General features: G+C 64.7%; 9 protein-coding genes (1 of these 9 only partly in view). 8 read left to right on the top strand and 1 reads right to left on the bottom strand.

Features of this window, described 5'->3' with window-relative positions; genetic code table 11:
* Positions 1 to 48 precede the first annotated feature (48 nt).
* The 8 genes from ptsP (at position 49) to AAFN55_RS18115 (ending at position 12,064) form a co-directional block, all read left to right on the top strand.
* The gene (gene ptsP / locus AAFN55_RS18150; protein WP_347800382.1) at positions 49 to 2,319 is read left to right on the top strand and encodes a phosphoenolpyruvate--protein phosphotransferase; all 2,271 of its coding nucleotides are present in this window, start codon (positions 49 to 51) and stop codon (positions 2,317 to 2,319) included.
* A 13-nt stretch (positions 2,320 to 2,332) separates the two neighbouring features.
* Positions 2,333 to 3,409: a peptide chain release factor 1 gene (prfA, locus tag AAFN55_RS18145; RefSeq protein ID WP_347800381.1), complete on the top strand. Its 1,077-nt coding sequence runs from the start codon at positions 2,333 to 2,335 to the stop codon at positions 3,407 to 3,409.
* Positions 3,410 to 3,570: 161 nt separating this feature from the next.
* Positions 3,571 to 4,443 (top strand): peptide chain release factor N(5)-glutamine methyltransferase, encoded by an 873-nt coding sequence (gene prmC, locus AAFN55_RS18140; RefSeq protein WP_347800380.1) that lies wholly within the window; start codon positions 3,571 to 3,573, stop codon positions 4,441 to 4,443.
* 303 nt (positions 4,444 to 4,746) lie between these two features.
* Positions 4,747 to 5,502, top strand: a complete 756-nt coding sequence (locus AAFN55_RS18135; RefSeq protein ID WP_347800379.1) for a DUF4167 domain-containing protein — start codon at positions 4,747 to 4,749, stop codon at positions 5,500 to 5,502.
* Positions 5,503 to 5,721: 219 nt separating this feature from the next.
* The gene (gene clpB, locus AAFN55_RS18130; RefSeq protein ID WP_347800378.1) at positions 5,722 to 8,325 is read left to right on the top strand and encodes an ATP-dependent chaperone ClpB; all 2,604 of its coding nucleotides are present in this window, start codon (positions 5,722 to 5,724) and stop codon (positions 8,323 to 8,325) included.
* 291 nt (positions 8,326 to 8,616) lie between these two features.
* A complete protein-coding gene (locus AAFN55_RS18125; protein WP_347800377.1) occupies positions 8,617 to 9,303 on the top strand; it encodes a class I SAM-dependent methyltransferase in 687 nt (228 codons plus the stop codon).
* Between the two features lie 393 nt (positions 9,304 to 9,696).
* Positions 9,697 to 10,182, top strand: a complete 486-nt coding sequence (locus AAFN55_RS18120) for a hypothetical protein (RefSeq protein ID WP_347800376.1) — start codon at positions 9,697 to 9,699, stop codon at positions 10,180 to 10,182.
* 346 nt (positions 10,183 to 10,528) lie between these two features.
* Positions 10,529 to 12,064, top strand: a complete 1,536-nt coding sequence (locus AAFN55_RS18115) for a L,D-transpeptidase (RefSeq protein WP_347800375.1) — start codon at positions 10,529 to 10,531, stop codon at positions 12,062 to 12,064.
* Between the two features lie 62 nt (positions 12,065 to 12,126).
* On the opposite strand, the gene AAFN55_RS18110 is transcribed toward AAFN55_RS18115, so the two are convergent.
* A protein-coding gene (locus AAFN55_RS18110) for a M23 family metallopeptidase (protein ID WP_347800374.1) crosses the window boundary here: on the bottom strand, positions 12,127 to 13,639 show its 3' portion. Its footprint extends 437 nt past the window's final position; 1,513 of the gene's 1,950 nt are visible here — the last part of the coding sequence; its start codon lies off the right edge, out of view; its stop codon occupies positions 12,127 to 12,129.

Raw genomic sequence — 13,639 nt, 5'->3', positions numbered from 1 at the left:
GGCGGACGATGACGGTCGCCGTTCCGCAGGCATTCGAAAGAGGGCGCCATGCGTGACACGGCCGCAGGCCCACGCCTTTTGCTGAGACGGCTCCGCGAACTTATGGCGGAAGCGCTCGAACCGCAGGCGCGGCTCGACCTGATCGTGCACCATATCGCCCAGAACATGGTCGCCGAAGTCTGCTCGCTCTACGTGCTGCGCGCCGATTCGATGCTCGAACTCTACGCCACCGAGGGTCTCAACCCCGGGTCGGTCCACTTGGCGCAGCTTCGGCTGGGGCAGGGCCTCGTCGGTACGATCGCGGCCAGCGCCCGGCCGCTCAACCTGTCGGAAGCGCAGAAGCACCCGGCCTTCGCCTACCTCCCGGAAACGGGCGAGGAAATCTACAATTCGTTCCTCGGCGTGCCCGTTCTTCGCGCCGGCCGCACGCTCGGCGTGCTGGTCGTGCAGAACAAGACCATGCGCCAGTATCGCGAGGACGAGGTCGAGGCGCTGGAAACGACCGCCATGGTCATCGCCGAACTGATCGCGACCGGTGATCTTTCGCGGCTGACGCGCCCCGGCATCGAGCTCGATATGTCGCGTCCGGTCTCGATCTCGGGCATGGGCTTCAACGAAGGCGTCGGGCTCGGCCATGTGGTCCTGCACGAGCCGCGCATCGTCGTCACCAACCTCTTCAACGAGGATTCGGACGAGGAACTGGTGCGGCTCGAAGAGGCGCTCGGCTCGCTGCGGCTTTCCATCGACGACATGCTGTCGCGGCGCGAGGTCGCCTTCGAGGGCGAGCATCGCGAGGTTCTCGAAGCCTACCGCATGTTCGCGAACGATCGCGGCTGGGTGCGCCGTCTCGAAGAGGCGATCCGCAACGGCCTGACCGCTGAAGCGGCGGTCGAGAAGGTCCAGAGCGACATGCGCGCGCGCATGATGCACATGACCGACCCCTATCTGCGCGAGCGGATGAGCGATTTCGACGATCTCGCAAATCGCCTGCTGCGCATGCTCATGGGGCGCGGCCCGAACGAGCTTGCCGGCATGCTGCCGCGCGATGCGATCGTGGTGGCGCGCTCGATGGGGGCCGCCGAACTGCTCGACTATCCGCGCGAGAAGCTGCGTGGGCTCATCCTCGAAGACGGCGCCGTCACGAGCCACGTGGTCATCGTCGCGCGCGCCATGGGCATCCCGGTCACCGGCCAGATGAAGGGCGCGGTGTCGATGTCGGAAAACGGCGATGCGATCATCGTCGACGGCGACGAAGGCATGATGCATCTGCGGCCGCAGGCCGACGTGGAAGCCGCCTACGCCGAGAAAGTCAGGTTCCGCGCGCGGCGTCAGGAACTCTACCGCGAACTGCGCGACATGCCGTCCGTCACCAAGGACGACGTGCGCATCGACCTGATGATGAATGCCGGCCTCGCCGTCGACCTGCCGCAACTCGCCGAATCGGGCGCTGCCGGCATCGGCCTCTTCCGCACCGAACTCCAGTTCATGATCGCATCGACCTTCCCGCGCGCCGAAGCGCAGGAGCGGCTTTACCGCGACGTGCTGACGGCGGCGCGCGACAAGCCGGTGACCTTCCGGACCATCGACATCGGCGGCGACAAGGTGCTGCCCTACTTCAAGGGCGCGGGGCAGGAGGAAAATCCGGCACTCGGCTGGCGCGCCGTGCGCCTGACGCTCGATCGCCCCGGCCTGTTGCGTACCCAGATGCGCGCGCTTCTGAAGGCTGCCGGGGGGCGCGAATTGCGCGTCATGCTGCCGATGGTGACCGAGATTGGCGAAATCCGCCAGACGCGCGAGATCATCGACCGCGAGGTCCGGCATCTGTCGCGCTTCGCGCATCATTTGCCGACCACGCTCAAGCTCGGGGCGATGATCGAGGTGCCGTCGCTGCTCTGGCAGCTCGACGAACTGATGAGCATGGTGGATTTCGTGTCCGTCGGATCGAACGACCTGTTCCAGTTCATCACCGCGACCGATCGTGGCAACACCCAGCTCGCCGGCCGTTTCGACCCGATTTCGGTGCCGTTCCTGCGCGTACTCCGGCAGATCGCTGAGGCCGGCGTGAAGACCGGGACCTCGGTGACCTTGTGCGGCGAACTGGCCGGACGGCCGATTTCCGCGATGGCGCTCCTCGGCGTCGGCTACCGCTCGATATCGATGTCTCCGGCGGCGATCGGCCCGGTCAAGGCGATGCTGCGCGAACTGCCGCTCGCCAAGCTCACCGCGCATCTCGCCGAGACCCTGGATTCGCATGGAAGCGAAGCAAATATCCGCAGCCTGCTGCAGGGCTTTGCCGCCGACCACGACATACCTCTTTGACAGGCCCTCTTTGATGCTTGAATTGCCCCGCGACCGGATGGACCAGGTCCTGAAACGCTTCGAAATGCTCGAGGCGCAGATGGCGGCCGGACCCGACCCGGAAGCCTATGTGAAAATGGCGTCGGAATATTCCGACCTCGAGGACATCGCGGCCAAGATCCGCGCCTTGCGTGGTGCGGAGGGGGAACTCGCGGACCTCCAGGCGATGCTGTCCGACAAAAGCACGGACGCCGAGATGCGCGGCCTCGCCGAAGCCGACATTCCGGGCGTGGAAGAGACCATCGAGGGGCTTCAGAAGGACATTCAGGTCCTCCTGCTGCCGAAGGATGCCGCCGACGACAAGAACGCCATCCTCGAAATCCGCGCCGGCACGGGCGGCGACGAGGCCGCTCTGTTCGCCGGCAATCTCTATCGCATGTATGAGCGCTACGCCGCCGCGCGCGGCTGGCGCATCGAGATCGCCTCCGCGAGCGACGGTGAAATGGGCGGCTTCAAGGAAGTCATCGCCACGGTGTCCGGCAAGGGTGTCTTCGCGCATCTGAAGTTCGAATCGGGCGTCCACCGCGTGCAGCGCGTGCCCGATACGGAGGCCAGCGGCCGCATCCACACATCGGCTGCCACCGTAGCTGTCCTGCCGGAAGCCGAAGACGTCGATATCGACATCCGCGCCGAGGACATCCGCATCGACACGATGCGGGCGTCGGGCGCGGGCGGCCAGCACGTCAACACGACCGATTCCGCTGTTCGCATCACCCATCTGCCAACGGGAATCATGGTGGTTTCGGCCGAAAAATCCCAGCACCAGAACCGTGCCAAGGCGATGCAGATCCTGCGGGCGCGCCTGTTCGACATCGAGCGCAACCGCGCGGCGGACGAACGCTCCGAAGCGCGGCGGCTTCAGGTCGGTTCCGGTGATCGCTCCGAGCGCATCCGCACCTACAATTTTCCGCAGGGCCGCGTCACCGACCATCGCATCAACCTCACGCTCTACAAGCTCGACAAGGTGATGGAGGGCGATCTCGACGAGATCGTCGACGCCCTGATCGCCGACCACCAGTCGAAGCTGTTGCTCGATCTGGGATCGAACTGAGGCGCGATCGATGCTTCATCCGGCGCTCACCCCCCTCTGGCCTGCCGGCCATCTCCCCCTCAAGGGGGGAGATTACGCGGTGTCGCCGACGAGACTAATCTCCCCCCTTGAGGGGGAGATGGCCGGCAGGCCAGAGGGGGGTGCGATGCTGCAAAGCGCGCTTGGCGGCTGACGTGGTGTCCTACACGCTCGGGTCGCTAGTCAGGCATGCAAGGCGCATGCTGGAAGAGGCGAGCAGGCCCGAACCCGCCCTCGACGCAAGGCTTCTCGTCGAGCATTTCACCGCAACGAGCCGTACCGATGCGATCACCGATCCCGATCGCGAGGTGCAGGCGGGGCAGGTCGCCGCCGTGCTTGCCGCGCTCGACCGGCGTCTCGCGGGCGAACCGGTCCACCGCATTATCGGCAGCCGCGATTTCTACGGCCTGAAACTCAAACTCTCTTCCGAAACGCTGGAGCCGCGCCCGGATACGGAAACGCTCGTCGATCTGGTCTTGCCCCTGGTGAAGGCTGCAGCCGACCGCCACGGCGCGTGCACCATCCTCGATATGGGCACCGGAACCGGCGCGATTGCGCTCGCACTTCTCAGCGAGGAGGCGCGTTCAACGGCCCTGGCATCGGATATTTCGGCGGATGCGCTTGCAACCGCCTCTGCCAATGCCGATATGACTGGCAACACGGGACGCGTCACCACCGTTCAATCGGACTGGTACCAGGCGATCGAGGGGCGATTTCACATCATCGTCTCAAATCCGCCCTATATAGCGTCCAGAGAGATAGACTTGCTTGAGCGTGAAGTGCGGGACCATGACCCGCTTGCCGCGCTCGACGGCGGACCAGATGGACTGGATCCGTACAGAGCCATCGCTGCAGGAGCGAGGCACCATCTCCAGGAAGACGGACACGTCGCAGTCGAAGTTGGACATGATCAGGCGGACGTCGTCCGCGCGATTTTCGAAAAGCATGGCCTCGTCTTCGTGCGCAGCGCGCGCGATCTTGGAGGGCATGAACGGGCACTGTTATTTGCAGTCTAAAGCCGTGATGGCGCAGCGCAAAAAAGGCCTTGGCAAGCATGATTATTGCGGATAGTTTCCCGCTACCGGATGAAACGAAGCAGGCAGTGCTGTTATCGATTCGGTTCCCAGGGGACAAGCTGCCGAGTTGCGTTAAACGACGCCATAGCTTCGTGCGGGGATTCCGGCAAGTAACATGAACCGGGACAGGAATTACGTGGCGGAGGCGCGGTTCTTGCGGCTTTGCGCCGACAAGGAACGAGAAGCAGGCGGTTAGCGCCGCCTCTCCGGAACCCAACAGCATTCTCAAAAGAAGAGACTCGAATGAGGCCACAGCAGAACAGGCGCATGCGCGGACGCGGCAGCAACAATAATAACAACAACAACAATAGCGGCGGCGGAAACAACAACAACCGCAAGGGCCCTAATCCACTCACCCGCAGCTATGAGAGCAACGGTCCGGATGTGAAAATCCGCGGCTCCGCTCAGCAGATCGCGGAAAAATACACGACGCTCGCTCGCGACGCCCAGACGTCCGGCGACCGCGTGATGGCCGAGAACTACCTGCAGCATGCGGAGCACTACAACCGCATCATCATGGTCGCCCTGGCTCAGCAGTCGCAGCAGCAGGTTCGCGAGAACAACACGCGCGACGACGAGGATATGGATGACGACGGCGAGGAGGGCTTCCAGTCCTCCGGCAACGATCAGCAGCCTGTCCAGCAGCAGCAGCGCGAGCCGCGGGAAAACCGCGACAACAACCGCGATCGCGATAACCGCGAGGGTCGTGACAACCGCGACAATCGTGGCAATGTCGCGCCCAGCGGGACCGGTCCGCAGCCCGTGATCGAAGGCGTGCCGGCCGAAGTCGCTCTGAAGCAGCAGGATGTCGCGCCCGTTTCCAGTGATCAGCAGCCTGCGGTGGCCGAGGTCCAGGTGCCCGCTGCCGACGAAGAAAACGCCGAGGCGGCACCGCGTCGGCCCCGTCGTCCGCGCCGTCCGCGCGTGAAGGCGGAAGACGCTGCCGAGGGCGACCAGCCTTCCGGCAGCGACGAGCCGGTGACCGAAGCGGCCCAGTGACCGGGCAGTTTCGAGCGTGAATTCAAGCGGCGGGCCTCGGCCCGCCGTTTTTCGTTTCCGCCCCTGCTTGTATGATCTTGAGGGGATGGGAAGAGATACCCATATCAACACGAACTGGACCTGCCGCTGAACGCGATGGCATGATTGCCGCGTTGGGGGTCCGTCACCGCAATCTGATCCGGCGCCGCGAAGCGGGCCGGTGAGGGAATGGAGACATGCATGAATATCGAGAAGTATTCCGAGCGGGTTCGGGGCTTTATCCAGTCCGCCCAGACGATGGCGCTGTCGCGCAATCACCAGCAGTTCACGCCCGAACATCTCCTCAAGGTTCTGATCGACGACGAGGAAGGCCTTGCCGCCTCGCTGATCGAACGCGCGGGCGGGCGGCCGCGCGACGCGCGTCTCGGCGTGGAGAGCGCGCTTGAGGCCATGCCGAAGGTCGAGGGTGGAAACGGCCAGCTCTATCTGGCTCAGCCGCTCGCCAAGGTGTTCGCGACCGCGGAGGATCTGGCGAAGAAGGCGGGCGATTCCTTCGTCACCGTCGAGCGCCTGTTGACCGCGATGGCGGTCGAGACATCCGCCAAAACCGCCGACATCCTGTCCAAGGCCGGCATTACGCCGACCGCGCTCAACCAGGCGATCAACGAGATACGCAAGGGCCGCACCGCCGATTCGGCGTCTGCCGAGCAGGGCTATGACGCGCTGAAGAAGTATGCGCGCGACCTGACCGCCGATGCCCGCGCCGGCAAGCTCGACCCGGTCATCGGGCGCGACGACGAAATCCGCCGCACCATCCAGGTCCTGTCGCGCAGGACCAAGAACAACCCCGTGCTGATCGGCGAGCCGGGCGTCGGCAAGACCGCGATCGCGGAGGGGCTGGCGCTGCGCATCGTCAATGGCGACGTGCCGGAATCGCTGAAAGACAAGCAGTTGATGGCGCTCGACATGGGCTCGCTCATCGCCGGCGCGAAATATCGCGGCGAGTTCGAGGAGCGGCTCAAGGCGGTGCTGTCCGAGGTGACCGCCGCCGAAGGCAACATCATCCTGTTCATCGACGAGATGCACACGCTCGTCGGCGCCGGCAAGGGCGACGGCGCGATGGACGCGTCGAACCTGTTGAAGCCCGCGCTTGCGCGCGGCGAGCTTCACTGCGTCGGCGCGACGACGCTCGACGAATACCGCAAGCATGTCGAGAAGGACGCCGCTCTCGCCCGTCGCTTCCAGACGGTCTTCGTCAGCGAGCCGACCGTCGAGGACACCGTTTCGATCCTGCGTGGCCTGAAGGAGAAGTACGAGCAGCACCACAAGGTGCGCATTTCGGACTCCGCTTTGGTGTCTGCCGCGACCTTGTCGAACCGCTATATCACCGACCGCTTCCTGCCCGACAAGGCGATCGACCTCGTCGACGAGGCGGCGGCGCGCCTGCGCATGCAGGTCGATTCCAAGCCCGAAGAGCTCGACGAACTCGACCGCCGGATCATGCAGCTCAAGATCGAGCGCGAGGCGCTCAAGGCCGAGAAGGATGAAGCCTCCAGGGATCGGCTCGGCCGGCTCGAAAAGGAACTGGTCGACATAGAGGAGGAGTCCTCGCGGCTGACTGCGCTCTGGGCTGCCGAGAAGGAAAAGCTCGGGCTTGCGGCCGACCTCAAGAAGGACCTCGACGAGGCGCGCAACGAGCTTGCCATCGCGCAGCGCAAGGGCGAATTCGCCAAGGCGGGCGAGCTTGCCTATGGGCGCATCCCCGATCTGGAAAAGAAGCTTGCCGAGGCCGAATCGCAGGACGCGCGCGGCTCGATGGTGGAAGAAACCGTCGCGCCGCCGCACATCGCGCACATCGTGTCGCGCTGGACGGGCATTCCCGTCGACAAGATGCTGGAAGGCGAGCGCGAGAAGCTGCTGCGCATGGAAGACGAGATCGGCACGCGGGTGGTCGGGCAGGGCGAAGCCGTTCAGGCTGTGTCCAAGGCCGTGCGCCGCGCGCGCGCCGGGCTCCAGGACCCGAACCGGCCGATCGGCTCGTTCATGTTCCTCGGCCCGACGGGCGTCGGCAAGACCGAGCTCACCAAGGCGCTCGCCTCGTTCCTGTTCGATGACGAGACAGCGATGGTGCGCATCGACATGTCGGAGTTCATGGAGAAGCATTCGGTCGCCCGCCTCATCGGCGCGCCTCCGGGCTATGTCGGCTATGAGGAAGGCGGGGCGCTGACCGAAGCGGTTCGCCGCAGGCCCTATCAGGTGATCCTGTTCGACGAGATCGAAAAGGCGCATCCGGACGTCTTCAACGTGCTGTTGCAGGTGCTGGACGACGGCCGGCTGACCGACGGTCAGGGCCGCACGGTCGATTTCCGCAACACGCTCATCATCATGACGTCGAACCTCGGCGCCGAATATCTCGTCGCGCTGGGCGAGAACGAGGATGTCGACAAGGTCCGCGACGAGGTGATGGGTGTCGTCAAGGCGTCGTTCCGGCCCGAGTTCCTGAACCGCATCGACGAAGTGATCCTGTTCCACCGCCTGCGCCGTCAGGACATGGGCCGGATCGTCGAAATCCAGCTCGGGCGGCTTGAAAAGCTGCTGGCCGACCGCAAGATCGAGCTTCAACTGGATGGTGATGCGGTCGCCTGGCTGGCCGACAAGGGCTACGACCCGGCCTATGGCGCACGCCCGCTCAAGCGTGTCATGCAGAAGGAATTGCAGGATCCGCTGGCGGAGAAGATCCTCATGGGCGAAATCCTCGACGGCTCGCTGGTGAAGATCACGTCCGGCTCCGACCGCCTGAACTTCAGGCCCAAGCCGCGGCTGGCCGAAGCTGAAGCGGCGTAACGCGCCTCAGAACCCATTCCCAGCGTGATGTAGCGCTCAGGCAGGCGAAAGCGCTGGGAAGAGGTCTCGATACAGGCACGCGTCATAGCCGTTGGGCTGGATGGATGGTTTGTCTGCTCGTCGCAACATTCTGAACGAGACCGGCCGTCTTGACGCGCAATCCGAAATGTAACATTGTGTGTTACATGAGTTGAAGTGGCCGTCCGTCGGACATGCCCCTCGCCATGCTCGACGCTGACGTTCGACAGCGCGGCAAGGCGCGCTCCGGCAACGGCAATCTGGAGACCATCCATGCCTCGCAATATCGACACGCCGTTTTCCGGGAGCGCCGTCAGGTCTTACGGCGAAGGCCCGCCACGGCAGGTGCCGGGTTATTCCAACCTGCACCGCATGGTGTCACTGTTGCTCGCGGAGCGCATGCCAACGGATGGCCGCGTTCTGGTTCTGGGGGCGGGTGGCGGACAGGAACTCAAGGCGCTCGCCGAAGCGCATCCGGGATGGTCGTTCGACGGCGTGGACCCCTCGGGCGATATGCTGCGGCTGGCCGAGCAGGTGGCCGCGCCGCATGCCGCACGCATGCGGCTCCATGAAGGCTATATCGACGCCGCCCCGGAAGGGCCTTTCGATGCCGCCACATCCATTTTGACGTTCCATTTCATTCCCCGCGACCAGCGCCTCGAAACCCTGAAGCAGATCAGGCGGCGCCTGAAGGCGGGTGCGCCATTCGTGCTCGTCCACCTCAGCTTCCCGCAGAGCGAGCCCGAGCGGTCGATATGGATCGCCCGTCATGTTGCCTACGGCCTGTCGAATGGAACGGACCCCGCCCATGCGGAGAGCGCCCGCCAGGCAATCAGCAGCCGGCTGACGATCCTGTCGCCGGAAGACGACGTCGCCATGCTGGGCGACGCGGGATTTTCGGGTGCCAGCCTGTTCTACGCAGGATTGAGCATCAAAGGCTGGGTGGCTTACGCAGAATAGCGTCGTCCGGCCTGCGCATGATCCACGCCTCGCGGGTTCGCCGCAGGGTGGTGCAGAACTGGGCACTCACCGCACATCCGAAATGGACGAACCATCCGGCACCACCCCACTCGTCACCAACTGCCGAGGCATGGATTCCCGGGTCTCCCTCCGCTTCGCTCCGGTCGCCCGAGAATGACGAAGTCGGTAGTTTGGTCGCCCAGACAACCGACAGCGTCGTATCAGAACTTGAGAAAGCGTTCCCACTCCACTTCGTCATCCTCGGGCGCAGACCCGGGGATCCATGCCTCGCCGGTCCCGCCGCAGGATGGTCTAAAACCGGGCGTTGTCAGCATCTGTCAGCAATGGTGCGCAAATTCTATCCACCTCCCTCCGCACCTCCCGGACAATGCCGTGCTGAACAACGGAGTGGCGGCGATGGACTGGAAGCGGGCGGTGGAGGAGGAACGGGCGGCGCTTGGCCGTATAGTCGCCATGCTCTGCGCGCTTGCGGTTCTGGCCGAGCGCGCCTCCGGCCGTTCCCCCGCCGTGCGAAGCCTGGTCCTGTGGTTTCTGCGGCAGGCCGAGGCCGTGGCGCGCGAGTTCGTCGCCGGCGGCCCGGACACGCCGGGCGCATCGATACCGATCGTCCCGGCCGGCGCAGGCCCTGCGGATGCCGTGCGTCTCGCGATCAGCCTTCGCGCGCTGGCAGGGCTGCTCGACAGGCAGGCAAGGCGGCTCTCCGCCGTGTGCAGGCGGATCGGCGGCGACCCTGCCGCGGTGCCGGCCAGTCGGATGCTAGCATGTCGGATGCCGGCGCTTCGCGACATGCTTGCCTCCCTGTCGAGGCTCGCGGCGTTCGTCCCCGGCGCACCGCATCCGGCCCACGACACCTCATGACCTGCCGGTGCGTTTTTCTCCCCGACGCAATCAAACTCTTTTCCAGGGCGCCGCGGAAAATCCCGCGCCGTTTGATTCCCCTTGCCGCCGTGCTGATGTTTCGCCCATCGGTTTCACGGCAATTCTGGTTGGGCGGGTCGGCCGCGCTCCGGCAGCACACGGCCGCCTCCGAGCGCCGGGCATGCAGTCGCGCATGTGGACGGCGACGATGCCGGGCCGTGGTGATTCCGCCATCAAGCGGCCATTTTCATGTCAGGTTCATCTCTGATGATGCAGCATATGCCGCAAGGGCTGTGGTGAACGAATCGCGGCCTCGCGGCGTTTTGACGAAAACGGGACTTTCAGAATGATAGGCAGGCTCTTCACCCTCGCGATGCTCACCTCCTTCGGGATGGCCGAAACGGCGGCTGCGCGCGCCTTTGCGGATACCGAGCCGTCGCCGCGAGCGGTGAAGGCCGACACTCTGACCCAGCTTGCGCAATCCCGCGAGGTCGAGGTCTATTACGACCGATACGGGCGCGAAGTGCTGGTCGACGTCTATACCGGCGAGGTCATCTCCATCCGCGAGCCGCAGGGCTCGTTCAGGCGTTTCGAGGAGCCGCCGCGCGGACTTCCGCAGCAGGACCGTTATTATCTCGACAATCCCGACGATATGGCGCGTTTGCGGCGCGAGCGGCGCATGGAAGAGCTCAACCGTCAGGGATACCCGCCGCCCGATTTCAACGACTATCCTGCACAGCCCGCCCCGGTTGAGCCCGGCTATGAGGATTTTGCCCGCGAGCCGCCGCCCTACGAGGATCGCGGTTTCGGGAATCCGTTGCCGAACGATCCGATGGCGAGGCAGAACCCGCCCAATGTTCTCGGTGGAAACCAGATCGAGCGCGCGCCGCTCGACAATTCGTCGGTCGCCATCATTCCCGATCCGAATGCGCAAGGCAGCATCATCGACGGCATGCCGCCGGAAGGAACCGGCGTGCCACCCCAGGGCGCCGGCGCTCTGCCGGACGTGACACAGCAGCCGGAAATCGTCCAGAAGGGCGCGACTGAAAACGTCGCGAAGATCCAGATCCTGCTCGGGCGTGCCGGCGCGCATCCCGGCGTCATCGACGGGCGGATCGGCGACAACGTCAACAAGGCGATCACCGCCTATCGCGAATTGACCGGCGAGACGCTGCGCACCTACGACACGGCTTATGTCGATGCCGCGCTCGCCGCATCCGGCGGTGACGCATTCACCAGCTACGAGATCACCCCGGTCGACGTGGCCGGCCCATTCGTCGCCTCGGTTCCGACGGACTATGGCGAAAAGGCCAAGATGGACCGTCTCGGTTTCGTCTCGGTCGCCGAAATGCTGGCCGAACGCTTCCACATGGACGAAAATTACCTGCGCGCGCTCAATCCTGGCCTCAGCTTCGATCGTCCCGGCACCATCATCAGGGTCGCAAATGTCGGCAAGCCGCGCACCGGCACTGTCACGCGCATCGTGGCCGACAAGGGACAGAGGCAGGTTCGCGCCTATGGCGAGGACGGCAAGCTCATCGCGGTCTATCCGTCGACGATCGGCTCGGCTGCGACGCCGTCGCCGACAGGCACGCACACCGTGCAGCGCATCGCCATCGACCCGCAATACACCTACAATCCCAAGATCAATTTCAAGCAGGGCGACAATGACAAGGTCCTGACGATTCCACCCGGTCCGAACGGTCCGGTCGGCACAGTCTGGATCGCGTTGTCGAAGCCCACCTACGGCATCCACGGAACGCCGGACCCGTCGAAGATCGGCAAGACCGAATCGAACGGCTGCATCCGGCTGACCAACTGGAACGCGCAGGAACTCGCCAAGATGGTGAAGGCGGGCACGGTCGTGGAATTCGTGGAGTAGGGCCGGACTGGTCGGCCGCTTGTTCGCGGCCGATCCGCGTTCTCAGCTCAACTTGAGCGAAATCAGTTCTCGACCCTGGCGCTCGCCATGCGAAGCGACGGCGCATCCTGCTCCTCGAGGAGCGTGTCGATGCGCTTGCGCTCTTCGAGGAAGACTTCCAGCTCATCGCCCTTGAGCACGCGGCCGCCGGGGAGGCGGACCCGCATGGGATCGACCTTCGTCCCGTTCACCATCAGCTCGTAATGAAGATGCGGCCCGGTCGACAGGCCCGTCGTGCCGACATATCCGATCACCTGGCCCTGCCGAACCTCGGCGCCTTCCGTGACGCCGCGCGCGATCGCGTTCTGGTGGTTGTAGGACGTCTTGTAGCCGTTGGCGTGACGGATGATCGTCTGCCGTCCATATCCGCCGGCCCATCCCGCCTTTTCCACGACCCCGTTGCCTGCCGCGATGATCGGCGTGCCGCGCGGTGCGGACCAGTCGACGCCGGTATGCATGCGGGTATAGCCGAGGATCGGGTGCCGCCGCCCGCCGAAGCCGGAGCGGAAGGTGCCGTTGGGCACCGGGTTGCGCAGCAGGAACTGCCGGGCGCTGCGGCCCTCTTCATCGAAGTAGTCGATCCCGCCGTCTTCCATCTGGAACCGATAGAACGTCCGCATGGTCCCGCCGAAGGACGCCTGCACATAAAGGAGTTCCGATTCCTCCGTGGCGGTGTCGTCATCGTCGGGCTGGGAGAAGAAGACGTCGAGTTGATCGGTCGGAGTGAGCCTCGACTGGAAGTCGACGTCCGATGCCAGAAGCCTGACGAGCTGCTGCGTCATGGTGCGCGACAGGCCGTAGGAATACGCGGCGCGGTAGATGCCGTCATAGACCGTCGGCAGATCGCCACGCGTGCGAACCACCGGCTGGTTCTCGTCGAATGCGGTGAGCACCGCCGGATTGGGTTCGGGCTCGCTGCCCGGCACGTATTGGTCGTGATCGTCGAGGGCGATGGTCCTGATGTGGTTGCGGCCCTCATAGACGCTGCCGCGCACGATGCGGCTGACCTCGTTTCGCGTCTCTATGCCGAGCCGCAGGACATGCCCCGCCTTCAGAACCGATCCATTCAGGAGCTTCGCGAAGGATTCGGCCATGCCGTCCGAATCGTCGCCGGAATAGCCGGCCTCGTCGAGCGCTTCGGCGATCTCGCGGTCGGCCGGGAACGGGATGATGTCCTCGGCGTACTCTATCTCTGGAACCAGACTGGTTTCGCGGGCGGACACCGAGACGTTTTCTGGGACGATGCGGATGCCGTAGGACGCGCTCAGCGTCTGGGTCGCGAGTGTATCGCCGAAGCGCTGCGGGTCCACGTAATGAAGTGCGGCCACCTGTACGTCGCCATCGGTGAGGATCGCGCCCGTGTTGCGCACGACCGTCTCGACCTCTTCGGCCGTCAGGGCGCTGCGTTCGTCGAAGGTCGCGGTCTCGATCGGGAAGTCGATCGTGCGCAGGCTGACCTCGCTGTCCACCTTGGCGCCGTAGATCACGCCGGTATTGGCGGTCTGCGCGGCGCCGTCTTCGGAGAACACCTCCAAC

The sequence above is a fragment of the Mesorhizobium sp. CAU 1732 genome, from assembly GCF_039888675.1.
In the GTDB taxonomy this organism is placed as follows: domain Bacteria; phylum Pseudomonadota; class Alphaproteobacteria; order Rhizobiales; family Rhizobiaceae; genus Aerobium.
This window is presented reverse-complemented; position numbering and strand designations above follow the sequence as displayed.